At 60.4% G+C, this 25,439-nt stretch carries 23 protein-coding genes and 1 riboswitch; of the genes, 8 read left to right on the top strand and 15 right to left on the bottom strand.

All coding sequences use genetic code 11. From position 1 onward, the window contains the following. Positions 1–40: 40 nt before the first annotated feature. The 6 genes from cobI to ACZ5D1_RS13560 form a co-directional block, all read right to left on the bottom strand. Positions 41–760 (bottom strand): precorrin-2 C(20)-methyltransferase, encoded by a 720-nt coding sequence (gene cobI / locus ACZ5D1_RS13585; RefSeq protein ID WP_011368861.1) that lies wholly within the window; start codon positions 758–760, stop codon positions 41–43. After that, positions 760–1,698, bottom strand: coding sequence for an ABC transporter substrate-binding protein (locus ACZ5D1_RS13580; protein ID WP_464555157.1), 939 nt, complete (start codon positions 1,696–1,698; stop codon positions 760–762). The genes cobI and ACZ5D1_RS13580 overlap by 1 nt, the downstream gene beginning before the upstream one ends. Then, positions 1,695–2,522: an ABC transporter ATP-binding protein gene (locus ACZ5D1_RS13575; protein WP_027182379.1), complete on the bottom strand. Its 828-nt coding sequence runs from the start codon at positions 2,520–2,522 to the stop codon at positions 1,695–1,697. The genes ACZ5D1_RS13580 and ACZ5D1_RS13575 overlap by 4 nt, the downstream gene beginning before the upstream one ends. Then, complete coding sequence (locus tag ACZ5D1_RS13570; protein ID WP_011368858.1) at positions 2,519–3,598, bottom strand: FecCD family ABC transporter permease; 1,080 nt, start codon at positions 3,596–3,598, stop codon at positions 2,519–2,521. Before ACZ5D1_RS13570 ends, ACZ5D1_RS13575 begins: the two co-directional genes overlap by 4 nt. Continuing rightward, entirely contained in the window at positions 3,598–4,488 is an 891-nt protein-coding gene (locus ACZ5D1_RS13565) for a sirohydrochlorin cobaltochelatase (protein ID WP_027182381.1), read from the bottom strand. The genes ACZ5D1_RS13570 and ACZ5D1_RS13565 overlap by 1 nt, the downstream gene beginning before the upstream one ends. 135 nt (positions 4,489–4,623) lie before the next feature. Beyond that, a riboswitch (cobalamin riboswitch) is annotated at positions 4,624–4,805 on the bottom strand. 41 nt (positions 4,806–4,846) lie between these two features. Further along, positions 4,847–5,854 (bottom strand): nucleoside recognition domain-containing protein, encoded by a 1,008-nt coding sequence (locus tag ACZ5D1_RS13560; RefSeq protein ID WP_011368856.1) that lies wholly within the window; start codon positions 5,852–5,854, stop codon positions 4,847–4,849. A gap of 241 nt (positions 5,855–6,095) precedes the next feature. On the opposite strand from ACZ5D1_RS13560, the gene ACZ5D1_RS13555 reads away from it, so the two are divergent. Together ACZ5D1_RS13555 and ACZ5D1_RS13550 are read left to right on the top strand one after the other, a co-directional pair. Then, a complete protein-coding gene (locus tag ACZ5D1_RS13555; RefSeq protein WP_011368855.1) occupies positions 6,096–8,369 on the top strand; it encodes a serine/threonine protein kinase in 2,274 nt (757 codons plus the stop codon). A 42-nt stretch (positions 8,370–8,411) separates the two neighbouring features. Beyond that, positions 8,412–9,350, top strand: coding sequence for a chemotaxis protein (locus ACZ5D1_RS13550; RefSeq protein ID WP_011368854.1), 939 nt, complete (start codon positions 8,412–8,414; stop codon positions 9,348–9,350). Between the two features lie 91 nt (positions 9,351–9,441). Here ACZ5D1_RS13550 and ACZ5D1_RS13545 read toward each other — a convergent pair whose 3' ends face one another. The 5 genes from ACZ5D1_RS13545 to ACZ5D1_RS13525 all read right to left on the bottom strand — a co-directional run bounded on the left by ACZ5D1_RS13545 (position 9,442) and on the right by ACZ5D1_RS13525 (position 15,862). Then, positions 9,442–9,759 carry an MGMT family protein gene (locus ACZ5D1_RS13545; protein ID WP_027182384.1) on the bottom strand — a complete coding sequence of 106 codons (318 nt, stop codon included), beginning with the start codon at positions 9,757–9,759 and terminating at the stop codon, positions 9,442–9,444. Positions 9,760–10,323: 564 nt separating this feature from the next. Beyond that, positions 10,324–11,931 (bottom strand): sigma-54-dependent transcriptional regulator, encoded by a 1,608-nt coding sequence (locus ACZ5D1_RS13540; RefSeq protein ID WP_464555154.1) that lies wholly within the window; start codon positions 11,929–11,931, stop codon positions 10,324–10,326. Then, positions 11,910–13,586, bottom strand: a complete 1,677-nt coding sequence (locus ACZ5D1_RS13535; RefSeq protein WP_464555153.1) for a response regulator — start codon at positions 13,584–13,586, stop codon at positions 11,910–11,912. The genes ACZ5D1_RS13540 and ACZ5D1_RS13535 overlap by 22 nt, the downstream gene beginning before the upstream one ends. 48 nt (positions 13,587–13,634) lie before the next feature. Continuing rightward, on the bottom strand, positions 13,635–14,984 hold the full coding sequence (locus ACZ5D1_RS13530) for a peptidase U32 family protein (RefSeq protein ID WP_011368850.1): 1,350 nt from the start codon (positions 14,982–14,984) through the stop codon (positions 13,635–13,637). A gap of 8 nt (positions 14,985–14,992) precedes the next feature. Further along, entirely contained in the window at positions 14,993–15,862 is an 870-nt protein-coding gene (locus tag ACZ5D1_RS13525; RefSeq protein ID WP_011368849.1) for a PHP domain-containing protein, read from the bottom strand. Positions 15,863–16,106: 244 nt separating this feature from the next. On the opposite strand from ACZ5D1_RS13525, the gene ACZ5D1_RS13520 reads away from it, so the two are divergent. The 6 genes from ACZ5D1_RS13520 to ACZ5D1_RS13495 all read left to right on the top strand — a co-directional run bounded on the left by ACZ5D1_RS13520 (position 16,107) and on the right by ACZ5D1_RS13495 (position 21,647). Beyond that, on the top strand, positions 16,107–16,319 hold the full coding sequence (locus ACZ5D1_RS13520) for a Trm112 family protein (protein WP_011368848.1): 213 nt from the start codon (positions 16,107–16,109) through the stop codon (positions 16,317–16,319). 51 nt (positions 16,320–16,370) lie between these two features. Beyond that, positions 16,371–16,787 (top strand): Hsp20/alpha crystallin family protein, encoded by a 417-nt coding sequence (locus tag ACZ5D1_RS13515; protein WP_011368847.1) that lies wholly within the window; start codon positions 16,371–16,373, stop codon positions 16,785–16,787. A gap of 24 nt (positions 16,788–16,811) precedes the next feature. Continuing rightward, entirely contained in the window at positions 16,812–17,180 is a 369-nt protein-coding gene (locus ACZ5D1_RS13510) for an Hsp20/alpha crystallin family protein (protein ID WP_011368846.1), read from the top strand. Between the two features lie 86 nt (positions 17,181–17,266). Continuing rightward, positions 17,267–17,827, top strand: coding sequence for a phosphodiesterase (yfcE, locus tag ACZ5D1_RS13505; RefSeq protein ID WP_464555151.1), 561 nt, complete (start codon positions 17,267–17,269; stop codon positions 17,825–17,827). A gap of 27 nt (positions 17,828–17,854) precedes the next feature. Next, on the top strand, positions 17,855–18,985 hold the full coding sequence (locus ACZ5D1_RS13500) for a tRNA dihydrouridine synthase (protein WP_155891403.1): 1,131 nt from the start codon (positions 17,855–17,857) through the stop codon (positions 18,983–18,985). 190 nt (positions 18,986–19,175) lie between these two features. After that, the gene (locus ACZ5D1_RS13495; RefSeq protein ID WP_011368843.1) at positions 19,176–21,647 is read left to right on the top strand and encodes a glycogen/starch/alpha-glucan phosphorylase; all 2,472 of its coding nucleotides are present in this window, start codon (positions 19,176–19,178) and stop codon (positions 21,645–21,647) included. A gap of 168 nt (positions 21,648–21,815) precedes the next feature. Here the strand turns inward: ACZ5D1_RS13495 and ACZ5D1_RS13490 are convergent, their stop codons facing one another. The 4 genes from ACZ5D1_RS13490 to ACZ5D1_RS13475 form a co-directional block, all read right to left on the bottom strand. Continuing rightward, on the bottom strand, positions 21,816–22,901 hold the full coding sequence (locus tag ACZ5D1_RS13490) for a GGDEF domain-containing protein (RefSeq protein ID WP_464555150.1): 1,086 nt from the start codon (positions 22,899–22,901) through the stop codon (positions 21,816–21,818). A 4-nt stretch (positions 22,902–22,905) separates the two neighbouring features. After that, the gene (locus tag ACZ5D1_RS13485; protein WP_464555148.1) at positions 22,906–23,580 is read right to left on the bottom strand and encodes a cobalamin B12-binding domain-containing protein; all 675 of its coding nucleotides are present in this window, start codon (positions 23,578–23,580) and stop codon (positions 22,906–22,908) included. After that, positions 23,564–24,058: a hypothetical protein gene (locus ACZ5D1_RS13480; RefSeq protein ID WP_027182392.1), complete on the bottom strand. Its 495-nt coding sequence runs from the start codon at positions 24,056–24,058 to the stop codon at positions 23,564–23,566. Before ACZ5D1_RS13480 ends, ACZ5D1_RS13485 begins: the two co-directional genes overlap by 17 nt. A gap of 162 nt (positions 24,059–24,220) precedes the next feature. After that, the gene (locus ACZ5D1_RS13475; RefSeq protein WP_158303376.1) at positions 24,221–25,420 is read right to left on the bottom strand and encodes an EAL and HDOD domain-containing protein; all 1,200 of its coding nucleotides are present in this window, start codon (positions 25,418–25,420) and stop codon (positions 24,221–24,223) included. Between the last annotated feature and the right edge of the window lie 19 nt (positions 25,421–25,439).

Here is a 25,439-nt window from a genome sequence, read left to right as displayed (position 1 = left end):
TGCATGTAGTTGTCTGCGCATGGTGCGCGGCAGGCTCCGGTCAGGAGTCCGCGTTTTTTCTCTTTTTATCGCCGGTCACCAGCATCAGCGAAAAGTAATGCGGCTTTTCGGGGGCGTCCTGCAGTGATTCGGCCACAATCTCGCCGTCCATTCCCAGACGAGAGACAAACGTGCTCTGGTTTTCTTTGCCTGCTGCGGTCACAGCCTTTCTGATGGCGGCAAAGTTTTTATACGTTTTCAGAATAACGGCGTTGTCCGCGTAACTCAGGGCTTGTTCCAGCCCGTCACCCACGCCGGAAAGCAGCAGCAGGTTTTCACCTGATTCACACAGGATGGTGGCCGTGCGTGCGGCCGACGCCTGATATGAGGTGATGCCCGGCACGATTTCCACGGGAGCCTGCGGACATACGGTGCGCAGAGTGCGCAGCAGGTAGCCGAAAGTGGAATAGATGAGCGGGTCCCCCAGCGTGAGAAACGCGCACTGCCGTCCGGCAGCCAGATGGCCGGCAACTGTGCGTGCGTTTTCGTCCCACGCAGCACGCAGCACGCTGCCGTCGCGCGACATGGGAAAGCCCAGCCGGATAATCTGCACATCGTCCCGCAGGTGCGGGGCGGCTATGGAAAGCGATACCGAATAATCGTTTTTTGTGGAACTGGCGGCAAAGACCACGTCCGTGCGGGCCAGAGCCTTGACCGCCTTTATGGTAAGCAGGTCGGGGTCGCCGGGGCCGACGCCGATACCGTACAACGTACCGTACACTAGGGTTCTCCTTGACCGGCAGCCGGGGGCTGCAGGGTGAAGCGCGAGGGATGCAGAAAGCGCGCAAGCTCTTCCACCGCATCCACCGCTCTGGGGCCGGGGCGTGAATAACACGCCTCTTCCACAACAAGCCAGCGCGCATGACGCACCGCCCGCAGTGTGCGGAAGTGCGGCCGCGCGTCCGGCGGCACCGGTGTTTTATTCATGGGGCCGTGCTGCACAATGTAGACTTCGGGGTCGAGGCGCAGCAGTTCCTCTTCCGAGGGGCGCTCCAGTTTTTTGTCGGACACAAGGCAGTTTGCACCGCCTGCGCGGCCGATAATGTCATTGACGATGGAACCTGTGCCCGCCCCCAGCAGGTTGGGGTAACGGACTTCAAAAAAGACCGAGGGGCGGTGTTCTCCGGCTACGGCTGCGCGCACCGTTTCCAGACGGTTGCGCAACTGTGCGGTAAGTGCCGCTGCCTTGCCCTGTTCTCCGGTCAGCACTCCCAGACGGGCGATGACGGAAAACAGCTGCTCAAAGTCGGCAACGTGAAATTCCGCCACGGGAATGCCCAGCGCGCGCAGGTCGTCCACGGCCTGCCCGGCTTCTTTGCGTCCGCTCATCTGCAGCACAAGGTCGGGAGCCATGCCGGCCACCAGTTCAAGGTTGGGCCGCATGTGCGTGCCGATGGCGGGCAGACTGCGGATGGATTCCGGCCAGTGGTCGGCATTGGTGCGTGCTATGAGCCTGTCCTGCAGACCCATGGCGGCCAGTGTCTCGTTAAAGGCACCGTACAGGGCGATGATGCGTCGGGCAGGAGCATCCAGCTGCACGGTGCGGCCTGTATCGTCGGTTATGCTTACTGCGTGCTGCTGCGCGGCAACGGACAAAGGTGCCAGCAGCAGGATAAAGGCGCACCACAGCGCGGCGCTGAGATGTCGGAAGGTTCTCATGGCGTTTTTCTCTGCGTGTGGGCGGGCATGAAAAGAGCCTGCGGCAGCCCGCAGTCCGGATGCCGGAATACGCGGACAGAGGTTTCATATATCCGGCAGAGGTTGGCTTCTGTAAATACGTCGCGGGTGGGGCCGTCCAGCGCCACGGCTCCGTCTTTCAGAAATATCAGCCGGTCACAGTAGAGTGCCGCCAGATTAAGGTCATGAATGGCGGCGACCACCGTGAGTCCCTGCGCATGTCTGCGGCGCAGCATGTCGTAGATTTCCACTTTGCGGGCTATGTCCAGACCGGATGTGGCCTCGTCCAGCAGCAGGCAGGGGGCCGCCTGTGCCAGCGCCCGTGCTATGAGCACCCGCTGGAATTCTCCGCCGGAAAGCCTGCATGCCGGCCGTGAGGCAAACTGCGATGTGGCTGTCTGGCGCATGGCGTTTTCCGCGGCCTCGTTGTCTGCGGCGCTGTATCCGCCCAGAAAGGATATATAGGGATACCGTCCCATGAGTACCACGGAGCGCACCGGTATGTCAGGGACGATGTCAGGCCGTTGCGGTACCGAAGCCATTTTTTTTGCGCGGGTGCGGGCACAAAGCCCCGCGGCCGGAGTGAACTGCACTGCATCCTTTTCAGATGCAGCGGAGGCGGTGCGCAGCAGCACTTCGCCGCTGACCGGCGGCAGCACTCCGGAAAGGGTGAGCAGCAGGGTTGTTTTGCCGCTGCCGTTGGGGCCGAGCAGACCTGTCATTTCACCCTGTCTGATATGCAGGGAGATGTTGTGCAGTACAGGCGTTGTACCGTGGCCCAATGTGGCATTGCGCAGGCGTATCATAGGGCTGTTCCTGTATTGCGCCGTAGCAGCAGGCAGAAAAAAGGGCCCCCCAGCAGCGCGGTGACCACTCCCACGGGCAGTTCGGCCCCGCCGGAAAGCAGGGTGCGGGCCAGCACGTCGGACCAGAGCAGCAAAAGACCGCCTGTCAGCGCGCTGACCGCCAGCAGCGGCCGGTGCTCGGCGCCTATGACCATACGTACCAGATGCGGCACAACCAGCCCCACAAATCCTATCACCCCGCTGACCGCCACGGAGACGCCCGTAAGCGCTCCTGCTCCCAGCAGCAGCCACAACCGTACGCGTGAAGCATCCATGCCCAGCTGACGTGCCTGCACGTCGCCCAGCGACAGAATATCAAGCTCGCGCGAAAAACGGATGACGGGCAGCATACCCAGCACAAACCACGGCGTGAAAAGCATGACCTCATGCCAGCCGCGGCCCTGCAGACTGCCCATTATCCAGAATACGATGCTTGCCACCGATTCTTCGTCCAGTGATTTGACCAGCGATATGAGAGCGGAAAGGAACGTGGACACCACAATACCCGCAAGTACCAGCGTTTCGCGGCGCATGATGCCGCCCACGCGACCCAGTACAAGCACGGCCGCCAGCGCCGCGGTGGCACCGGTCAGGGCCGCGGCGGGCAGTATTCCCGCAGCGGGAAAAAACGGCAGGGCCATGGTGCCCAGCCCCCAGAAAAGTGCCACGGATGCGCCGAAAGCGGCTCCGGACGAAACGCCCAGCGTGAAAGGATCGGCCAGAGGGTTGCGCAGCAGCCCCTGATACACCGTGCCTGCCACCGCCAGCGAAGCGCCCACCAGCAGCGAGAGCACCACGCGGCCCAGACGCAGCTCAAGCACCACAACGGTCAGGGCGGGATTATCCTGCGCGGCTGCGGGCAGGGGGCCCAGACCGGCGGCATGCAGCAGCACGGCCGTCACGTCGGCAAACGCCACGGGAAACGCCCCCGCGTAACAGGCCAGAAACACCGAAACCGCACAGGCGGCCGACGCGGCGGCACAGCACAGCACCGGGCGGAGCGTGCGGCGTGTTACGGTGTTTCCGGCCCTGTTCATCAGTCATCCAGCCGGTTGTAGGCTTCTTTAAGGTGCTCAACCCATATGGCGCGGATGGCGGGCACAGCTGCCATGCCTTTCACCACGGGTACGGGGGTGATGCCGTGAGCGGCAAAAACACTTTTCCACGAATCGGGCTCGTCGCCTGCCATGTCGTTTACGGTATGGTCACCCGCCACCGACATGAGCGGAAGCAGGTAGGCTTTTTTGATACCTTTCTTTTTCAGCATGGCCAGCACGTCGTCAATTTCGGGGCTGCCTTCAACGGTGCCCACAAAGGCATTGGCATCTTTCTGCCACAGATAATACTGCAGGGCGGGGTAGAATGCATTGGCAGAATGACCGGTACCGTGGCCCATGAACACCACCGCCTCGTCTGCGGTACGTTCTGCGGGTACGGCGGTCATGACTGCATCGGCCACATTTTTCATGTCCTCTGCAGTGTACATGAGCGGCTTGCCGACTTCCACCTGCTTGATATTTTTGGGCATGCCCTCAAAACGTTCTGCGGTGTGCAGCAGGCCGAGGTATTCAAAGCCCGGAATCATGTGCAGCGACTGCACGGCCACGCGGTTGAACCCTGCATCGCCCAGACGGCCCAGTGCCACGGCGGGCGAATCCACCTGCAGGTTCTGCTCACTCGCCACAATGTCGCGCACCATGCGTGCCGTGTAAGCCCAGCGCACTTCAACACCGGGTATGGCGGCACGTACTTCGCGTTCCAGCGCTTCGTAGGGGGCGCGTGCTTCGGGCACGGTGCTGCCGAAGGTGGCAAGCAGGATGGCTTTTTTGTCGGGATGTGCGGCGCCGTGGCCGGCAAAAGCAGGCGCGGCAACGCACAGCAGGCAGCACGCGGTGACGAGCAGTCTGCACCATGAGCGCAGTTTCATGAAGGAAACCTCCAGAGAATCTGGGGCATTGATATAGTCACGGTAAAAATAAAGAGCGCTGCCTCCTGCATGGGCAGGAAGGGGCGCTCCGGTCACCGTGACGGACTTTTTGCGGCAAAGCCCCGTGCCCAAAAAGTCATCCTGTACACTCAGGCAGGTCTTCCGGCTTGTCCCGCGGCATCCGGCCTTCCCGGGAATTTTTCCCAGTGGCACGGTGTGGATGCGGCGTATCGTGGACTTACGGCGGCGGGTCCGCTCCCGACTTTAACGGGATTCCCTATCAAGCCCCGCAGGGCACCTGAATCGATTCGGGTTATATATGGCTGCGGCAGCATGTCAAGGCCGCAGCATGCAGGGGTTATGCCGCGAACAGCAGGTAGCAGCCTGTCACGGCCAGCAGGCTGGTGATGCGCAGAAACTGGCTTTGCAGCAGCAGCACAAGACCCAGACGCGGGGTGAATATGCCCGCGTGCGAAGGCAGCTGGTGCCGCAGAGCGCGGACGGGGGTTGCTGCAATGGTTCCCAGTATCAGCGCGGTGACTGTCTGGGCGGTGGTCAGCGACCCGGCATCCAGCAGGGCGCCCGCGGCCGCAATTCCTGATGTGAATTCCGCGGCCACGGCAAAAATAACCACGCTGGCCGCTTCTACAGGCAGAAAGCTCCATGACAGCCCCTGAGCGGCGGCCTGGCGCATGGCTTCGAATACGCCTGCCTGTGTAAGCGCATAAATGAGAAAATAGACCGGTGCCGTGAACAGGATGATGCGCGAAAAGCGTCTGCGGAACAGGGCTGCCACGCGGTTGAGGTCAAGCCTTCCGCTGTGTTCTGGTGCCGCAGACTGTCCGGACTGCCTGCGGTGCGCCGTTGCGCGGGCCCACGCAAGCAGTCCCAGAGTGCGGCACAGGGCGGCTGTGCCGTTAAGTGCAAGGTATATGGCCCCTGCCGTGCGTGTCATGGGCACCACTATAAAAAAAGTGGTGGGCAGATGCAGCAGAAAAACAGGCAGACCGGTGTTGATGAGATAGGCAATGCGCAGTTCGCGCAGAGAAATGCGCCCGTCACGCATGGCTTCCATAAGCATGGTGTTGGCCGCTGTGCCGGAAACGAACGCCGTGGCGAAAGCCGCGCCCGATGTCTGCCCCAGCCCGCCCCACCGTGTCAGCGGCCGGGCCAGCCGCGCCAGAAAGGGGGCCCAGCCGGCGCCTTCCACCACCAGCCCCACGGCCAGTCCCATGGCCAGATATATGAGCATGCGTATGAGCGGCCTGACAAGTTCGGGCCATGCATACTGCCAGTGCAGCAGCGCAGGGTCGGCGTGCAGAATGATGCCCAGTGCGGAGATTCCGCACAGCAGCGGAACAAACATAAGCGTTTTTCTGCCTCTGCCTGTCCGGCGTGAAGATATTTTTGCGGTAGAGCTTTGCTTTTGCATGGAGTCGGACATAGAGTGAAAGTAAGGATTAAGGGAGCATGGCCGGTTTCTGCCGGTCTGCATGCCTGCCGTCGGCCGTTGCGGGGCTGCCGGATGAAGCCTGTTTGACAGAAAACAGCACCCGTGGTGTAGTTTCAGCTTATTTGCAGGTATTGCAAAAGGATCGTCTGACAGCATGAAGACCAGATTCATACCTTCTGACAGGCCGGCGGGCAACCGGCTTTGCGTCATTTTTGCTCTGGCCGCTCTTTTTCTTGTGCTGCTGCCCGCGGCCGCTGCCGCAGAGAACGGGCGGGTGCTTGTGCTCAACTCCTACCACAGGGGCTTCCAGTGGTCCGATGCTGAAATGTCGGGCATCGAATCATGGTTCGTTGATTCTGACATCAAGCCGCAGCTGCATTTTGAATATATGGATTCCAAACGGATGGCGCCCGATGTGGCCACCCGTCATATGTTTGTCCTGCTGCGCGAAAAATATTCCAGAGACTATTTCGACGTGCTCATGGCGGCCGATGACAACGCCTTTGAATTGCTGCGGGCGCACCGTCAGACGCTTTTTCCGGGGGTGCCGCTTGTTTTTTGCGGGGTAAACCTGCAGCACATGCCGCGCGGCAGCATGCCGGAACGCACCACGGGAGTGCTGGAAAGGGTGGATGTGGAGGGTACGCTTTCGCTGGCGCTTTCCATGCATCCGGCCACCCGCAGCGTGGTGTTTGTGGCCGACGGCACCACGACGGGGCAGCGCATGCTGCATGCCGCACGCGAGGCACGCAGAGGCTTTGCGGGACGGGTGGATTTTACCGAGCTGAACAACCTGCCTGCCCCCAAGCTGCAGGAAGCTTTGCGCCTGCTGCCTTCATCGTCTGTCGTGGTGCTGCTCAGTTTTCTGCGCGACCGCAACGGCAGAGTGCTTACGGTGGAAGAATGCGTCCGGCTGCTTACGCAGGCTTCTCCTGTTCCCGTGTACGGAGTGGGAGCGCAGTTCATCGCCGCAGGGCTTGCGGGCGGCACGCAGCTTTCGGGTACCGAGCACGGGAGGCAGGCGGCACGGCTGGCGGAGCAGATTCTGCGCGGGGCCGACCCCTCAGAGTTGTCCATAATTGCGGAAACCCCTGTGACGGCGGTGCTTGACTACCGGCAGCTTTCGCGTTTCGGGGTGTCTCTGCCCGACCTGCCCGATGGTGTGATAGTGCGTAACCTGCCGCAGGGCAGTCCTTCTGTGTGGTGGTACGGCGCGGGGCTGGCAGCTGCTGCCGCCATGGCGCTGTTGTTCAGGCACTGGCGCAACCGGCGGTGCATGCCCGCCTGCGAAGATTCGGCAACGGCCCTTGGCGGGGTGCTGGCAGCCATGCAGCATATGAACGATATCTGTCTGCTGCTTGATACCGCCGGCCGCATAGCGGCCATGAACCGTCCGGCGGAACAGGCATCGGGCATTGATTCGCATGCGGCGGAGGGAATGCTGCCCGAGGCCGTGCTGCCCATGCTTGCCGGTGCGCTTGAAAAGCTCAGGCGCGGGCTGCAGCACAATGACGAATTTTGCCTGCTGCAGGCCGAAGCCCGCATGGATAACGGGCTGCGCCGGTTTGATCTGGAAGCGTCGAGCCTGCTGCCTGTTGCCGCCGGCGCGTTGCTGGTGCTGCGCGATGTGACAGACAGAGCCGTTCTGGAGGCTGCAGCCGTGGGGGTGCACCGTCTTTCGCTGGTTACCAGAATGGTGTCGGGCATGTGTCACGGAGCAAAGGAACCGCTTTCTGCCGTGGTGCAGAATGCCGAAGAGCTGCACGAGGTGCTGTTTGAAGACACCGAGGGTAATGCCAGAGCTGCAGCGCGCTGCGGGTGCAGCCTGAGTGCGCTGCGCGGTTATCTGGGTGAGCGGGATGTGCCCCGGCGTGTCGGTCTGCTGCGGGCCGCCGGTGCGGAGCTTACGGGCATAGTGTCCAGACTGCCCAATGCGGAACGGCGCAGTCCTGAACGGCCCATGCCGCTTAAGGATGTGGTGGACAACGCCCTGCGTCTGGGCAGGGACGACCCGCGCCTGCGTGAGTACGGTATGGGGCGCGTGGGCTGGCGCATCGAGGCGGACGGCGCGGACTCTGTGCAGATAATCAGGGCGGCGGATGCGGAACTTGTGGTATATGAGATGATAACCCTCGGGCTGTATGCCCTGATGTCGGGAGAGGCTTCTCCCGGGGGGGTGCTGGTGCAGTACGGGGCAACCCCCCGCGGAGGGCGGGTGGTGCTGACCGCTTCGGGCTGCAGCCGCCCCGTGGATATCGCCAAACTGCTGCGCAGCGAGCGTATGTTCGGCGGCAGCGGTGGTGAGATGAGCGGATACGAGGGGTTTGCTCTTGCCACGCGCATTGCGGAGCACAGATTTGGCGCCCCGCTGAAAGTTGAATCGCCGGAAAACGATGTGCGCATCGAATTCATGCTGAATCAGGAGTAGCGCACACGCGCCGCGTCAATGTCCGGCCGGGCCGGGGGAGCTATGGCACAGACCAAAATACTGCTGGAGTCGGGAACAAACGAGCTGGAGGTCATCGAGTTTTATCTTGATGAACCGGAATATCGCGGGTCCTACGGCGTCAATGTGGCCAAGGTGCTTGAGATACTGCGCCAGCAACCGGTGACGTCCATGCCGGGGCAGCGTCATGCTTCGGTTATGGGGGCTTTTCGTCACCGGGACGGCAAAGTTGTGCCGCTGGTCAATCTGGGGCGCTATCTTGATAAGGATCTGGTAGAAAACGAACCGCCGAAAGTCATTGTGACCGAATTCAACGGTGTCATCACTGCTTTTCAGGTGTCGGCGGTCAACCGCATTCACCGCATCAGCTGGGAAGATGTGGAGCCGCCTTCCGACATGCTGCAGAATTTTTCGCAGAATGCCTTTACCGGTGTGGTCCGGCTGGAAGGCCGTGTGGTTTTTCTGCTGGATCTTGAAAGCATAGTGGCCGACCTGAATCCCGACCTTGCCGTGCGCCAGAGCGCGCGGGTGGATGTGCGGCAGGGTGACCGGACCTATGAGCTGCTGCACGCCGATGATTCGGGCAGCATCCGCAAGATGGTGAAAAAACTGCTGGAAGAAGGCGGCCGTTTTGTGCTGCGGCAGGCTTCCAACGGGGAAGAGGCGTGGGAGATGCTGCTGGCGTTGAAAGAAGAGGCGCAGAACAGCGGGGTGCCGGTTTCTTCACTGGTGCAGGCGGTGATCACCGATGTGGAGATGCCGCGCATGGACGGCCTGAACCTGTGCAAACGTATCAAGGACGACCCGGTGCTGCGCGCCCTGCCGGTGGCGTTGTTTTCTTCTCTTATCACCGAACAGCTGAAGCACCGCGGCGATGCCGTGGGGGCGGATGCGCAGTTTGCCAAGCCGGAACTTTCGGAACTGGGGCGCAAACTGCTTGAACTGCTGGAAGGCGACAGCTGAGCTGTTCCGTGTATGTCTGTTGCGGCCCGTACCGTTCCGGTGCGGGGTTTTTTGTGCCTGCATGCTGCCGCGCGCAAAGGGCCGGTCCGTGTCATGCCGGCATTGTCCACATAAAACGCTGCAGGTCCACGCGGTCTGTTTCGTCAAAGACAATGCCCTCCCGCTGCAGCAGGGCTTTCTGACGTTCGTACCCGCCGCCGCGGGGCAGCGATATGTTCCCGCCGGCGTTGATGACGCGGTACCACGGCAGAGCGTCACGGGCGGAACAGCTGTGCAGCACTCTGGCCACCTGCCGTGCTGCCCGCGGGTTTCCCGCCATGGCGGCAATCATTCCGTACGTGCTCACGTATCCTGCCGGAATGCTTTTTATCTGGCGTATTACCTCAGCGGTGAACTGTGTTCTTTCCAACGGTGCAATCCTGTATGCTGTGCAGAGTGCGTCGGGGCCGCCTCTGTCTGCGTGTGTACTGTAGCAGGGCAAAAGAAAACGCGCCACACTGCCTGCGTGACGCGGTTTCTCTCGTGTCCGCACTGGGCGGACTGCTCGGGCGCAACCCGAATGCTGCCCTCTGCCGGCGACTTTGTCCGGTACAACGCAGGCAAGGAGCAGTGAGTGTGGACCAGACACCCGCCCTTCTACTACCAAGTATCGTGCCAACGGAATCTGTTTTGTGCTGATTTGTATTTTTATTATGTAATATCAGAGCGTTATTGTATTTTTAATATTGTTTTGCGCGGGGCGCTGCATGGCATGGAGGCAGAGAAGATACTTTTTTGTCTGCGATCGCGGACGCAGTGCGGAATCTTTAGTCCGTGATTGCGGATAACAGGCAGTCCGTTGTGTCCGAGATAGCGGACATCGTGCGCAGGCACCGGCATGTGGCGGCGGTATGCGGCGATTCCATTTGTGAAGCACGCAGATACATGCCGCGTACCGTGGGCGCCTGCGGGCGGTGTTGCACGGTATGCTTCGCTAGCTGCCGGATGTTGTCCCGCCGTTGCGCAGGCCGTGGCGGCGCAGCAGGTCATACAGGTAAGAACGGGAAAGTCCCGACATGGCGCATGCCGCGGCGATGTCGTTGTCTGTGCGGCGCAGCAGTTCGCGCAGGTAGTCGCGGAACATGTTGTCGCGGAAGGTGAAAAACGGCGGCAGGGGGCTGTGGTCCGGAGAAAGAGGGTGTTTTTCCTGTGGCACGGCGGCATTGTGTCCGGCAGTGTCGTGCAGGTGCGGCAGGTCTTGGTCTGTGGACTCAGGTTGTACGGCGGGCGTGCCGTAAGATTCCGGCAGGGTGCCGCAGGTATGACACGGCCGCGGTGCCTGCGGGCGGCTTTCGGGTGCACCGGATGCGGTGTCTTCGTCACGGGACGGCTGCGCAACGGCGGTGCTGTCTGTTCTGCGTTGCTGCAAAGCCGCCCGCGCGGTGCTTATGCGCACATGGTCAGGCAGATGGCGGGCAAAGAGCCGTGGTTCATCCTGTGCGGCAAGCACGGCACGTTCCAGCGTGTGGATAAGCTCCCGGACGTTGCCCGGCCAGGCATAGGCGCGCAGCGTTTCCTGCAGGTCGGGGGCCATGCTTTTGTGCGGAACGCCATATTTGCCGCACATGCGCTGCAGGTAGTGGTCGGCAAGTTCGGTAATGTCTTCGGTGCGGCTGCGCAGAGGCGGCAGATGCATGACAATGGTGCGCATGCGGTACAAAAGGTCGGAACGGAATGTGCCCTGCGACACCATTTTTTCAAGGTCCCGGTTGGTTGCGGCGATAAGACGGAAATCGCTGGTCACCTCGTTTCTGCCGCCTACCGGCCGGAAGCGGTGTTCCTGAAGCACCCGCAGAAAGAGCTTCTGCATGGAAAGAGGCAGTTCGCCCACCTCATCCAGAAAGAGTGTGCCCCGGTGCGCCTGCAGTACCAGACCGTCCTTGTTTTGTTCCGCACCGGTAAAGGCGCCTTTGCGGTGGCCGAAGAGTATGCTGCCCGCCAGCGTACGGGTGAGTGATGCGCAGTCCACGGCCACAAAGGGACCGCCGGCACGGTGGCTGTTGTCGTGAATGGCGCGTGCAAATACTTCCTTGCCTGCGCCCGTTTCGCCGAAAAGCAACACTGATGCATCGCTGAAGGCAGCTTCCGAGACGGTATCAAGGCATTTTTGCAGGGCACGGCTGCTGCCGATGATGTCATCGCGCTTGAGGCTGGCCGTACTGCGTCGCGAAGGCCGTCTGCCCCTGTAGTCAAGCGCACGCAGCAGAGGCAGAATTATCCTGTCAGCCGGACTGCTTTTTTCCACATATTCCCAGACTCCCATGCGGATTGCTTCTTCCGCGGTGTCGGGGTCGCCGCGGTCTGTCAGCAGCACCACCTCCGGACGGCCGGGGGCCGACCGGAACGATTCCACCGCGGTTGTACCGCTGCCGTCGGGCAGTTGAACATGCAGATACACCACATCGGTTTCGGCCGCAGCGGCAAGGGCGCGTCCCTCCCTGAGCGATGCGGCGTGGTGTACCCTGTGCCCCAGTCCCTCTATGATGGCACCCAGCATGTGGGCAAAACCTGAGTCTGCGTCTACGAGGAGAATCTGGGCCATGAGCGTTGTCCTGCCGTCTTGTCGGTGTTGCGGGAGAGCATGAGCTCGACGAGGCGTGTGCGGGCGGCTCCGTCCAGCGGTTTGCGCGCCAGTCTGCACGCTCCGGCCGCGCAGGCCGAATCGGGTGTTACCGTATCGTGCGCTGACAGGCACAGCGCCACGGGAATATCCGGCCGTATGCCGGTCAGCGTGCGGGCAAATTCCAGTCCGTTCAGCTGGGGCATGGCATATGCCGTGATTACAAGATCAAAAGATTCGGGCGATTCCATGAAAAGGCGCAACCCCTCAACCGGACCGGGGCGGGTTTCCATGCGGTATCCCAGCGGGCCGAGCAGTGCACGCCACTGATTGCGTTCCGAATGGTCTGTGTCCACCACCAGAATACGTTCGCTGCCCAGCCGCGGAGCCGGTCCGGCAGCTGTGCGCGCCGAGTCCGCCACGCCCAGTGCAGGCAGATACAGACATAACGTGGCCACGCCGCCTTCATCCGGTCCCTGGCACAGAATGCCGTTATGCAGCTTTACTATGCCCTGCACCATGGCCAGCGAGGGCTTGCCGTGCGTGCTCCACGGGGGGCAGGCGGTGCAGCCCTGCGGCAAAGCGTGGGCTCCGCTGCCGCTGAATGTCAGGCAGATATGCCGGCCGGCAGGCAGTGTGCACGTGTGCGGCGGGTGAGCAGCTGCCGCGGCTGTTTCCATGTCGATGGTGCGCAGCCGCAGCGTCATGGCCGGTCCGGTCCGGCCGGAGCAGCTGTCCGCCGCATATTTCACCAGAGCGCACACGGCACGGCGCAGCAGGCGTGCATTGCCTTTCACCACATCTTCCCGGGCATCCAGATCGGCGGTTATTTTTACGGGTACGGCTTCGCCGTCTTTTTCATCCTGATTTTTTCCACGCAGTGTGCGCAGGCATTCTTTGACCACTGCGGTAAAGGATACCGGCACCTGAGGCGGTTCCAGTTCGCGGCAGAATTCAAGCATGCGGTACAGCTGCCCGCGCGCTTCGGTGGAAGCCGTGAGCGCCTGATCCAGTGCGGTGTGTGCGGGGCTGTGGGCGGGCAGGGTATTCAGTGCCGACTGGGTCTGCTGTACGATGGGTTCAAGCAGACCTCCTATGTCTTCGGCCAGTGCGCGGGCCAGAACACCGGCGCACTCGAGAGAACGTGCCTGCTCCAGCTGTTCCTGCAGCTGCGCGGCGCGCATGCGGGCGGTCTTGCATCGGGTGATGTCGGTAACAGTACCTTCAAAGTGTCTGATGCTGCCTTTTGATGTGTATACGGCACGCGCGGTGACGGCTATCCATTCTGCGGCGGCGGCAGGGCGGGCGCCTTCGGGCGCGCGCGGAATGATACGCAGTTCCGCGTTGTTGACCACACCGAGGGTCAGCAGCTTGTGCACCATTGCGGCAAAGGCCTGAGGGTCGGCAAACAGGCTGTGTCCCGCTTCTTTGCTTTCGGCCAGAAAAGCATCGGGCGTGGGATAGCCGAACATGCGGGCCAGTGCCGTGTTGACCAGCAGAAAGCCGCCGGAGCGGGATTTGCGGAAGAGACCGGCGGCGGCGTTTTCAAACAGGCTGCGGAATTCGGCTTCTTCCCGCTGGGCGAGCGGCTGTTCGCGGAATGTGCCGCGTTTCAGGCGGCGCTGCTGTGTATTCATGCCGTTATGAACCCTGTGTGCTTGTCCGCGCGCAGGCGGTGCTGCGTGCTATGTGCAGGCCCGCAGAAACAGCCCCGGAGCAAGGTCGGGGTGGTCGCAGTGCAGTATCGCGGAAGTGCCGGGGTGCACCTGCCGCGCGGTTTCGCCTCTGTGGTTTTCCACGCGGCAGTGCTGCGGTTGCAGCAGGGGCCTTTTCAGTCCCGGAACGAGAATCTCGACCGGTCTGTCGCACTGCCACGGTGCCAGTACAGCCATTTCCCAGCTGCCTGCGGAAAGACGGCGGCCTGTTCTGGCCACCAGCGGCAGACGATGGCCGGAAGAGGCCGCCTGCCAGGTGCGCCTGCGTCCGCGGGGCAGGAAAAAACCTGACGAAAGCGGACGGGTGGCCGTGTTGCACAGCTCACGCATGTACAGCGCAGGGCGAAAACGCCCGGCGGCGAGGTCATCTACGGCAGTACGGTAAACATCAACAACCTGCGCGGCATAGCCTGCGGTTTTCATGCGGCCTTCAATTTTCAGTGCAGCCACGCCCTGCACGGCAAACCAGCGCAGATACCGCACCAGACACAGGTCATGCGGACTCCAGATGTGTGACCAGCCACTGTCCTGCGTCACCGTCCATGCCGGTGCGCCGGCGCGGGTGCGTTCTTCGACGTCCAGTTCGATGCCTGCATGGTCCGGTTCCGCATCACTGGCGGCAAGCCCCGCCGTGCGGTAGTCGAACCGGCACGGGTGGGTGCACTGCCCCAGATTGGCGGGGCGGTCGTTCATCCATGCGCTCAGCAGGCAGCGGCCGGAAACGGCAAGACACATGGCCCCGTGGACAAATGTTTCATATTCCACGTCGGGTACGGCCCGCATGATGGCACGTATGTCCGCCGCGCCCAGCTCGCGCGCCAGATTTAGCCTGCTTGCCCCCATATCGCGCCAGAATGCTGCGGATTCGCTGTTGGCCGTATTGGCCTGTGTGCTCATGTGCACGGGGATGTGCGGCGCTATGCGGCGCGCCATGCGCAGCACGCCGGGGTCGGCTATGATCAGCCCGTCAATGCTGTTTTCCGTGGTGTCGGGCAGCGTGTCGTCGCGCCAGTGCGGTTCCAGAGTCTGCTGGTTGCAGCTGAAAGGCTGCGCCAGTCTTTCCAGTGTGGCGCGCACCGTTTCCAGCTGATGCTCGTAGGGCAGGGCGTTGACACAGCAGTATACTCTGGCGCCGCAGCGGCGGGCTTTGGCCAGTGCAGTGCCCAGAGCTTCGGGGGTGAACCCCGCGGCACCGGCGCGCAGATTCATTTCCGTGCCGCCCAGATAGACGGCGTCGGCACCGTAGCGCAGTACGGCGTCCAGTCTGGACATGTCACCGGCAGGGGCCAGCAGTTCCGGAGAAAATGTTGTCAGGGGCATGGTATCCGTCAGACAGGCAGTCCGTTTGCTGTGCGGGCCGCCTTCAGTTTTTCGAGTATAAGATACGGCACGCGCAAGCCACCCTTGCCCGTGCCCAGCGATATGTCGGGCTTGACGCTGCCGTGGTAGTCCGAACCGCCCGTAAGCGCAAGCCCGTAACGGTCCGCCAGTTCCACGCAGCGGCGGATGTCTTTCTGGGAATGTTCGCTGTGATAGGCTTCTATGGCGTCCAGCCCTGCCGCTGTCAGTGATGCCACTGTTTCTTCCAGCCAGTCATCAGGGGCGTTTATGAGCATGGGATGGGCAAAGGATACGGTGGCGCCTTCGGCCTTCAGCGCCTTGACGGCACCTTCGGGCGAAAGCGATTTGCGTGGCACATAGGCCGCTCCCCTGTCGCCCAGATACATGTCAAAGGCCTGCCGGGTGGAACCGGCAACCTGCTTCTGCACCAGCACCTGCGCTATGTGCGGTCTGCCCACGGAACCTTCTCCCGCCACATCGCGCACCTCGTCATAGGTGATGTTCATGCCCAGAGCACGCAGCTTATCAACAATTTTCACATTGCGGTCATGACGTCCCTGACGCAGTTCCGCCAGCGTGCGCAGCAGCGCCTTCGGGGTTTCGGGCAGCCACAGCCCGAGAATATGGACTTCTCCGTAGGGGCACATGGCTCCCAGTTCGCAGCCGCGGACAAGCTCCACACCCAGCCGGCCGGCGGTTTCTGCCGCTTCATCCAGACCGTCCAGCGTGTCGTGGTCTGTCAATGCCACGGCGGCAAGTCCCGCGGCGTGTGCCTTTGTTATTACTGCGGCCGGGGTGTCGCTGCCGTCGGATGCGGTGGAATGGGTGTGCAGGTCTATATAGCGGCAAGCGGTCATGGCAGGCTCCGGTGGATGGCGTGGATGTAAGTATGACGGGGGTTCTGTACGTGTCATGGATGCTACGGCCCGTCGGGTGCGGTGTCAACTGCGCCTGCCGCAGCCGGTGAGCGGAAAAATACTGTCTGACACCCGGCGGCGGGTGCATACTGTGTCCGGCTGTGTGGCGGGCCGTATGCGGCGGCGCTTGCTCCTGCGTGCGCTTCGCTGTATGGTGCGGTAAAATATATCAGGAGTCCTGTCCGTGAACGTGAGTAAAGAACTGCTTGAAATTCTGGCCTGCCCCAAGTGCAAGTCGTCTGTGGAACCCACTTCCGACGGCGAAGGGCTGGCGTGTGCACAGTGCGCGGTGGTTTACCCCGTGCGCGAAGATATTCCCGTGATGCTGGTGGAAGAGGCCATACCCGCAGCCCGCTGGCAGCAGGGCGACCGCGGTGCCGCCGGGAATGAAGCATAAGACCGGTGCGTGCGGTGCCGTTGTGTGGCGCCGTGTGCCGCGGAGTTTTTCATGGCCATAGATTTCAGTTCGTTTTATGAGTTTCCGCATCTGCTCGACCGCATGACCGGAGAGATGGATCACGCCTTTGCCGGTGGTGCGCCGCGGCAGGCTGCTTTTCCGCCGTTGAACATAGGCGAGGATGACAGCGCCGTGTATGTGCGCGCGCTGGTGCCCGGTGCCGGTATGGACGACCTTGAGCTGATAATTACCGACAAGACATTGTCGCTCAAAGGCGAACTGAAACCCGTACAGGGACGCTATTACCGGCAGGAACGGCCCACGGGACCGTTTCAGCGGGTAATCACCGTGGGGGTGCCCATCGACAGAGACGCCGTGCGTGCCACGCTGCGCAACGGTGTGCTGGAAGTGGTGCTGCCCAAACATACCGGTCAGCGTCCCCAGACCATCAGAATAGATATACGTTAACCGCGTGCAGCATCCGGACAGTCCATGACAACATGCCAGCAGAAAGTCCAGAATCCCAGACGTCCCCGTGTGCGTCCCGCAGCTGATCTTGTGGAGCGTGAAGACGGCTTTTACCTGTATCTTGACATGCCCGGCGTGGAAAGACAGGAACTGATCGTGGATATTGACGGCAGCGAGCTGACGGTGCATGCCCTCAGCCGGTTCGGCTGTGCAGCAGGCGAGCGCATCCATGCGTTCGAGTTCGGTGATGTGGAATATTACGCCCAGTTCACTCTTTCGGACATGGTGGACAGGGCGGCCACGGCAGCGCGTCTTGCCGACGGTGTTCTGACGATTTATATGCCCAAACAGCAGAAGGTCACCCCCAGACGCATTCGTATCGAAGTGCTGTAGACCGGTGACCGGCAGGCTTTTTGCCCCTGCGTGCTGCGGGGGCTTTTTTATTTTTTACGCAATGCTTGGATTATGGTGCTGATACTATGAAAATACTATTTGTTTCCGACATACACGGCAGTGCAGGCGCCGCCCGCACCGTGCTGGAAAAAGCGAAGGCCATGCAGCCCGATGCAGTGGTCCTGCTGGGGGATGCGCTTTACCACGGCCCGCGCAACCCGCTGCCCGCGGATTATGATCCCAAAGGCGTGGCGGCACTGCTTAACGGCTGGAAAAACCGGATAGTGGCAGTGCGCGGCAACTGCGACAGCGAAGTGGATCAGATGCTTATCGAGTACCCCATGATGAGCGACTTCGCGTGGGTGCTGGCGGGCGGCCGCAGGCTGTTTCTGACCCACGGCCACAGGTATTCGCCCGATAACCTGCCGCCGCTGGCAGACGGTGACGTATTTGTCTACGGGCATACGCATGTGCCGCAGGCCGGGACAGCCGCACTTGCCGGCGGGGGCGTGGTACACCTGTGGAATCCCGGCTCGTGCTCGCTGCCCAAAAGCGGGTACGCGGCTTCATACGCGGTGCTGGAAGACGGAGTGTTCCGCGTATGCGGTCTGGACGGTTCCGTACTGCTTACCGATACGCTTGGCTAGCGGCGCCGCGGGCGCAGAGGAAATCTTATGATGCAGCCGGAAGAATATACAGCAGCCGATGCCGTTGAATCCTGTCCGCAGCAGAGTCTTTCCGGTGACGGGCCGGATCTGGCCGTGGCCGCTGACGGGGTTTTTGACGCCGCCCTTGCCGCCCGTCTGACTGAACCGCTGCAGATAGGCGGCAGAACGGTGAACGGCCGTCTGTTTCTGGCTCCCATGGCCGGTCTCGGGCATATTGCCTACCGGCAGGTGCTCGAAAGCTTCGGGGGATGCGGGCTGGTGTTTACGGGCATGTGCAGCGCACGCGCGGTGCCTACGGAAAATCCGGCGCGGTCTCCGGTGTTCAGTTGGCGTCCGGAAGAACTGCCCGCGCTGGTCTGCCAGCTTTTCGGTGCCGATCCGCAGGATATGGCTGCGGCTGCCCGCAGGGTTGAGTCCGAAGGCTTTTTCGGTGTGGACATCAACATGGGCTGTTCTGTGGCGCCTATTGTGAAAAAAGGCTGCGGAGCGGATCTGCTGCGTGATCCGGAGCGCGCTGTGCGCATGGTGGATGCCGTGCGCCGCGCTGTGTCTGTGCCTGTCTTTGTCAAAATGCGCACAGGGTGGAGCCCTGATCCGGAACCGGCGGTGAATCTGGCCCGCAGGCTTCAGGACGCCGGTGCCGATGCGCTGGTCTTTCACCCCCGTGTGGCGCCCGACAGGCGCACCCATCGCCCCAGAACGGCGCATATCGGTCTGGTGAAAGACGCGCTGGATATTCCTGTTATCGGCAACGGCGATGTTTTTGATGCAGCGGATTGCGCCGCCATGCTGGAACGCACAGGCTGCGACGGTGTTTCGCTGGGCAGACTGGCCATAGCTCGCCCGTGGATTTTTGCACAGTGGACGCGCGGTTTTGTTCCGGAAAAGCAGACATACCGCGACACGCTTTTTGCGCTGATGGATGCGCTGGAAGCGCATTATGATCCTGCCCGCGCCATCAAACTGTATAAAAAGCTCATCATGTACTACGCGGCCAATTTCACGTTCGGAAACAGGCTGTTCGGCAGGCTTATCCGCGGTGACGACATGCAGGCCATGCGGCGCAATGCACAGGCGGAGTTCTGCCGGGTGCCGCAGGTCGGTGCACGTCCCAACCTGCTGATGTTCTGCATGTGACGCTGCGCACGGCACCGGAGTGCCGTCTGATGTTCTGTTTTGCAAAAGACCCGCCCGCGGCGGGTCTTTTCTGTTTGCGCGCAGTCTGTACTTATAACGTTTCGCGGCTGTACACCGCCGCCCGGGGCAGCTACTATGAAGGTATTACCCGCCGGCAGACCGCTGTGTCGCCGTGCAACAAGGAGGCCTCATGTCCCGAGTCTGCAAGATGAGCAAGAACGTCAGGGAAGTCTTCAGGCTTGATGAACTGAAAGACGATATCAGGCGCAACATGGTGGCGCTGCTGGGCAACGATCCGCGCAGCAAGCGCAAGTTTTCGTATTACAACGCGCTGGCGTACAGCGTGCGCGAGCGTCTGGTCGACCTGTGGATGCGGACCCAGAGCGATTATTACGATTCCATGGCCAAGCGGGTGTATTATCTTTCCATGGAATTTCTGCCCGGCCGCTTTCTGATGAACTACCTTACCAACATGGGCATAGTGGATGAGTGCCGCGAGATTGTGGCCGAGCTGGGTTTTTCGCTGGAAGAGCTGGAAGAGGAGGAATGGGATGCCGGTCTGGGCAACGGCGGGCTGGGGCGTCTTGCCTCGTGTTATCTCGATTCCATGGTCAGCCAGAATATTCCGGGATACGGGTACGGTATTTTGTATGACTACGGCATATTCTATCAGTCCATCGTGAACGGCAATCAGGAAGAGCGCTGCGACAACTGGCGCAGACACGGATGCCCATGGGAGATAACCCGCCTTGACACACTGTACGAGGTGAAGTTCTACGGCCGGTCCGAAACTTACTACGACTCTGACGGCAATGTGCGTTTCCGCTGGGTGGATACGGAAAATGTCATGGCCATGCCGTGCGACATTCTCATTCCCGGATACGGTTGCTCGCATGTTTCCAACATGCGGCTGTGGACTGCGCAGTCCAGCCGCGAATTCAACCTGTCTGATTTTAACCGCGGCGATTATATAGGGGCCATGCACGGCAAGGTGATGAGCGAAAACATCACCAAGGTGCTGTATCCCAACGATCAGTTTCTGCAGGGAATGGAACTGCGGCTCAAACAGCAGTATTTTCTGGTTTCCGCCACGTTTCAGGATATCCTGCGCCGTTATCTGAAGCAGCATACATCGCTTGCCGCACTGCCGGAGGCGGTTGCGGTGCAGCTTAACGACACACACCCCGCCATAGCCATACCCGAACTTATGCGTCTGCTTATGGACGTGTACGGCATGGGCTGGGATGTGGCGTGGGATATCTGCACCCGCACCTTTGCCTATACCAACCACACCGTGCTGCCCGAAGCGCTGGAAACATGGCCTGTGGACCTGCTGGGCAGGCTGCTGCCGCGGCATATGCAGATAATATATGAAATAAACAGACGTTTTCTGGAAGGTGTGGCCGCAACATTTCCCGGTGATACCGAGCGCCTTTCACGCATGTCTGTCATTCAGGAAGAAGGAGGCCAGCGGGTGCGCATGGCCAACCTTGCCATTGTGGGCAGCCATACGGTGAACGGCGTGGCGGCGCTGCACAGCAATATACTGCAGACCGGTCTGTTCCGTGATTTTCATGAATATTATCCGCGCAAGATACGCAACGTGACCAACGGCGTCACGCCGCGGCGGTGGCTTATGCAGTGCAATCCTGCTCTTTCGCGGCTGATAACCCAGAGCATAGGGCCGGAATGGTGCTGCAATCTTGAAAAACTGCGCGAGCTTGTACCTCTGGCGGAAGACAGTGCATTCCGCGATGCATGGGCAAGAGCCAAGCTGGAAAACAAAAGACTGCTGTCGCGTTATGTGCTGCGCAAAGTGCAGATGGGCATCAATCCCAACACGTTGTTTGATATGCAGTTTAAACGCATGCACGAATACAAGCGGCAGCTGCTCAACGTGATGCACGTCATCTCGCTGTTCAACCGCATCAAGGATAACCCCTCGGCGGACATCACACCGCGCACGGTGCTTTTCGGCGGCAAGGCAGCCCCCGGATATTATCAGGCCAAGCTTATCATCAGGCTGATCAACGAAGTTGCCCGCGTGGTCAACGCCGATGCTGATGTCGCCGGCAGGCTGCGCGTGGCTTTTCTGCCTAATTACTGCATATCGCAGGCGGAAAAGGTGGTGCCTGCCGCTGACCTGTCCGAACAGATATCCACCGCAGGCATGGAGGCTTCCGGCACGGGCAATATGAAGTTTGCGCTTAACGGAGCGTTGACCATAGGCACGCTGGACGGTGCCAATGTGGAAATAATGGAGGAAGTGGGAGCCGAAAATATTTTTATATTCGGCCTCAAGGCGCATGAAGTGGCGGAAAAAAGGCGTTCCGGATACAACCCCCGGGAATTTTATGAAAACGATGCAGAGCTGCGCCGGGTGATGGATATGATCGGTTCGGGCTTTTTTTCTCCCGACGAACGCGGGTTGTTCAGCCCTGTGTATGACAGCCTGATGCACCACGGCGACTATTACATGCTTATGGCCGATTACCGTCCCTACATGGAGGCGCAGGCCGCTGTGGACGCGCTGTACCTTGATCAGGACCAGTGGGTACGCAAGTCAATTCTCAATGCCGCCAACATGGGTAAATTTTCCAGCGACCGCTCGGTCATGGAGTATGCCCGCGGCATCTGGCATGTGGAGCCTCTCGGCAAATAGCCTGCCGCCTTGTACGCTGAACCCGCACGGGATGCATGTTCCGTGCGGGTTTTCTGTGGCGGATATCTGCGGCAGCAGTTCATGTTTTTTCAGGCGTGCTGCGGCGGAAACGGTCCCTGCGCACGGCGTGCGGTTAAGGAAAGAGCGTCCTGCAGGGCCGGGAATGATTTATTTATGTCCGGCAGCGGGCTGTTCCGGGCTGTGCCCGTGCGGAGTTTCTGCGGGCATTACCGGAGATTTTTCTGCCACGCTGACTGTGTTGCGGCCTGCTGTTTTAGCCCTGTAAAGCGCGGCATCGGCCCTGCGCAGCAGCGTATCGGTATTTTCCCCTGCCTCGTGAACGGCTATGCCGATGCTGACTGTAAAACGCACGCATGCGTTGTTATACGTAATGTGTATCTGTTCAACATGGCGGCGGATGCGTTCTGCCGAGATTTGTGCGTCGCGACAGGCGGCATGGGGAAGAACGGCGACAAACTCTTCGCCGCCGGTTCTGCCGAAAAGGTCTGTTTTTCTGAGCTGCTGCCTGCATACTCTGCAGAATGCAATAAGCGCGTCGTCTCCGGCAGCGTGCCCGTAAGTGTCATTGATGGCCTTGAATCGGTCTATATCAAGGCTCAGTATGGACAGCGGTGTGCCGTAACGTTTGCTGCGGTCGATTTCCGCTGACAGAAATTCAATGACCTTGCGGCGGTTGCAGGCTCCGGTCAGCGGGTCGGTGCGGCTTAGTTCCTCAATGTCGCTGAAGGCTTTTTTCAGCTGTTCGTGTCTGATTGCCAGCTCGCGTTTGTTCCGCGAAAGCTCATTGTTTATTATCATGTAGTCTTCAAGCAGCTGCACGTTGTCGCTGCCCGTACTGCGGGCTTCCGCAGCCTTTTTTTGCGTTGCCCGCAGCAGCACCCCCTGTTCATTCAGCATCTGTATGAACTCGCTGAAAATGTTTGTAATATGCGGGGACGATTGCAGCGCGATCATATGAAAGCAGTCGCCTTTGCAGACACCAAAGACGGCAAACTGCCGAACACCTGTTCTGCCGCGCAGAACAAGAGAATCGCACAGGCCGAATCCATCTGCGGTCAGCGTGTCCAGAAAGGCGTGATAGCGTTTTTGTGCTGATGCCGTGGTCAGGTCGTTGATATGCAATGGCAGGTCTATGCCGGCAAACAGGCCTGCATTGTCCGAGACAACGTGCCTGATAACGCCGTTGCGGTCGCAGGTGAAGCGTACCGTATTGGTTTCTGAATGCTGCTTCATATGGTTATGATGTCAGTTGCGTTGCCAGTGCGACAGCCTGCGCGCCGTCGGTTCCCGTGCCGTCGGCCCCTACTGCTGCGGCAAGTCCCGGACTGAGTATGAAGGGCAGTCCCCCCACCAGTATTTTGGGACAGTCTGCGCCCAGCTTTGCGCGGAGAAGTTCTATGGTTTCGCGGGCCTCGGGCACGCCGCGCTGCATGGTTACCGATATGCAGAGCAGGTCGGGATGCTGATCAGACACAACAGTCAAAAAGCTTTTGCCGGGAGTTGCCGCACCCATGAAATAGGTGTCCCAGCCTTCACTTTCAAACAGGTCACAGAGCATATGCAGCCCCAGTTGGTGCAGTTCGCTTCCCAGACATCCCCCCACCATTTTTTTGCCGGTACGTTTTTTGGAAAGAGCATGGGGAAAGATATGGGCCATGGTCAGTTGCGTGGCCGCGGTAATGTAATGTTCCACAGCAATGTCAATGGCGTTGATCTGCCACAGACGGCCTGTTTCATACATCACGGGTTGCAGTACCTTCAGGTAAATGTCGGATAGTGACGCCCCGCGTGCGATGGCCTCCTGAATGCAGCGCAGCGCATCGTTTCTGCGCGCCTGCAGCATAAGCTCCAGATACGTTCCGGCCAGTTTTTCCGCTTCGCAAGGAAGAAATCTGTCAGTTGGCGCCGCCATGCTTTTCTCGCTGTATAGAAGACAAGCTTTCATAAAACGATGCTGTGCTGCCGCTTATGACCACAAAGTCGGCAATATGGCTGCAAAGCCATGTATAAAGAGGAGATATCCTGCTGTATTCGTCTTGCTGTAGGTGTTCTTTTGCGGTGTTCTGCGCTTCGGGCAGCATGGCGTGCCAGTAGCCCGCTGTGAACCCGCGGCTCATGTAGGTCCGCAGCGCCCACAGCACTGTTTCCACAAAGGATGCCGGATCGTACAGCGATACCAGTGTACTGATATACTCAAAGTGGTTTATATGATTAGTTGCCATAAGGCCGCGATTGCCCGGCCCGATGAGGGTTTCCAGATCAGGGCGCATTTCCATGCGCCTTGTCAGCGCTTCAGCCATGACTGCGCTTTTCTGTGCCAGCAGACTGCTGAGGGCCGGATCCGGCAGCGGAAGCTGTGCCGCTGATTCCAGAAGCATTGTCTTCATCATCCGCTCATCTCCTGAGGGTATGATACGCCGTGCGGGCGCGGCCGCATGAACGGGGTATCGCGGCTCGCGGTATGACAGAATGCGCTGCACGCGGCACTGCGGCAACGCGGCGGCACCACGGGTGCCGCCGCGGGCCGGTCCGGTATATGCAGCAAGGATTGCTTACGCGGTGGGGCCGCTTTGCACGGCAAAAAACGATGCAGCCCAGTCCATGGCTTCGGAGTACAGGCTTCTGACCACATCAGGCTCAAACCCGAGTCTGGGCACCATTTCGTGCAGCGTGTTCCAGTCTGCGTCTTCCAGCGCCTCCATAAGGTCAAAAAGCGGGCGGTGCTCATTGTTGGGGTCGCCTGTCAGGCTTTCCTTCAGGCTGGAGGTCAGCGGCAGCATGTCTGTCACTTCCTGCATGGGAATACCCAGAATGGCATCCAGCAGCGAGAACATGCCCAGCAGAAAAAGTGTTTCGGGGTTGAAGCCCCAGTAGTCGTAGTGGGCGGTAAGCTGCTGCAGAAAGCGCGCCCGCTGCATGGAGATGAGCGCAAGTTCCTGCGAACCTTCGGATTGACCTGCCATATCGGCCACCAGAACGGCCCGCAGCCACGAGCGGGTCTGATTCCACCCCAGCAGATTTACGGCATGGTCCACAGATTCGATTTTTTGCCGGAATCCGAATGCGGAGCTGTTGAGCAGCGAAATAAGGCGGAATGTGAGCGACACATCGGCCTTTACAGCCTCTGCGACGCCTTTCAGGTCGGGGTCCGGCGATTCAAGAATGGCCATCAGCTCTATCCGGGCCACTTTATGCGAAGACAGTCCCTGTCCTTCCGTTATTTCCGGTTCCTTGAAAAAAGGTCCCTGATACAGCCCCACGCCCATTCTGCGCGCGGCTTCGAACATGTCGTTGTCGCGGATGCCGCGGGCAAGCATGGTGCTGGAAGCATCGCCGCGGCTGCATGCGATGACGGCCGCCTTGACGGAAAAATCAACGCAGACCACATCGGCAAGCAGCATGCATTCCTTGTCGGGTCTGTTGGCGTGCGAGCAGTCTATGGCAATGGTGTATCCGTCTTTTTTAAGCGCACGCAGTTCTTCGGGCACGCCCTCTGTCTTGGTCGCTTCCTGCGAGACCCGCACAACACCCGCCTTGGCCGGCAGTGCGCGCGGTATGCCCAGAATGATGCTTTCGGCATCAAATGCGACCATGACGCGTTTGCCGCGGTCCATGTCTTCCTGCAGACGGAAGTAGGCGCTGGAACCAAGACTGGTTGCGGCTGCCTCGTGCTCCGGGAATACGGTGAAAATTCCCTGCTGGATTTCTCCGCCCAGCAGTTCGTATCCCCATATGCGGCGGTCCGAGTCCATTATCGGCTGCTTTGAAAAA

The organism is Oleidesulfovibrio vietnamensis (genome assembly GCF_055388115.1).
Note: the sequence above shows the minus strand (reverse complement) of the source record. Positions and strands in the feature narration are given on the sequence as shown.

Coding starts and splice junctions, on each gene's coding strand:
- ACZ5D1_RS13580 (WP_464555157.1), bottom strand. CDS start 1,698: ATGAGAACCTTCCGACATCTCAGCGCCGCGCTGTGGTGCGCCTTTATC.
- ACZ5D1_RS13575 (WP_027182379.1), bottom strand. CDS start 2,522: ATGATACGCCTGCGCAATGCCACATTGGGCCACGGTACAACGCCTGTA.
- ACZ5D1_RS13570 (WP_011368858.1), bottom strand. CDS start 3,598: ATGAACAGGGCCGGAAACACCGTAACACGCCGCACGCTCCGCCCGGTG.
- ACZ5D1_RS13565 (WP_027182381.1), bottom strand. CDS start 4,488: ATGAAACTGCGCTCATGGTGCAGACTGCTCGTCACCGCGTGCTGCCTG.
- ACZ5D1_RS13560 (WP_011368856.1), bottom strand. CDS start 5,854: ATGTTTGTTCCGCTGCTGTGCGGAATCTCCGCACTGGGCATCATTCTG.
- ACZ5D1_RS13555 (WP_011368855.1), top strand. CDS start 6,096: ATGAAGACCAGATTCATACCTTCTGACAGGCCGGCGGGCAACCGGCTT.
- ACZ5D1_RS13550 (WP_011368854.1), top strand. CDS start 8,412: ATGGCACAGACCAAAATACTGCTGGAGTCGGGAACAAACGAGCTGGAG.
- ACZ5D1_RS13540 (WP_464555154.1), bottom strand. CDS start 11,931: ATGGCCCAGATTCTCCTCGTAGACGCAGACTCAGGTTTTGCCCACATG.
- ACZ5D1_RS13535 (WP_464555153.1), bottom strand. CDS start 13,586: ATGAATACACAGCAGCGCCGCCTGAAACGCGGCACATTCCGCGAACAG.
- ACZ5D1_RS13530 (WP_011368850.1), bottom strand. CDS start 14,984: ATGCCCCTGACAACATTTTCTCCGGAACTGCTGGCCCCTGCCGGTGAC.
- ACZ5D1_RS13525 (WP_011368849.1), bottom strand. CDS start 15,862: ATGACCGCTTGCCGCTATATAGACCTGCACACCCATTCCACCGCATCC.
- ACZ5D1_RS13515 (WP_011368847.1), top strand. CDS start 16,371: ATGGCCATAGATTTCAGTTCGTTTTATGAGTTTCCGCATCTGCTCGAC.
- ACZ5D1_RS13510 (WP_011368846.1), top strand. CDS start 16,812: ATGACAACATGCCAGCAGAAAGTCCAGAATCCCAGACGTCCCCGTGTG.
- yfcE (WP_464555151.1), top strand. CDS start 17,267: ATGAAAATACTATTTGTTTCCGACATACACGGCAGTGCAGGCGCCGCC.
- ACZ5D1_RS13500 (WP_155891403.1), top strand. CDS start 17,855: ATGATGCAGCCGGAAGAATATACAGCAGCCGATGCCGTTGAATCCTGT.
- ACZ5D1_RS13495 (WP_011368843.1), top strand. CDS start 19,176: ATGTCCCGAGTCTGCAAGATGAGCAAGAACGTCAGGGAAGTCTTCAGG.
- ACZ5D1_RS13490 (WP_464555150.1), bottom strand. CDS start 22,901: ATGAAGCAGCATTCAGAAACCAATACGGTACGCTTCACCTGCGACCGC.
- ACZ5D1_RS13485 (WP_464555148.1), bottom strand. CDS start 23,580: ATGGCGGCGCCAACTGACAGATTTCTTCCTTGCGAAGCGGAAAAACTG.
- ACZ5D1_RS13480 (WP_027182392.1), bottom strand. CDS start 24,058: ATGATGAAGACAATGCTTCTGGAATCAGCGGCACAGCTTCCGCTGCCG.
- ACZ5D1_RS13475 (WP_158303376.1), bottom strand. CDS start 25,420: ATGGACTCGGACCGCCGCATATGGGGATACGAACTGCTGGGCGGAGAA.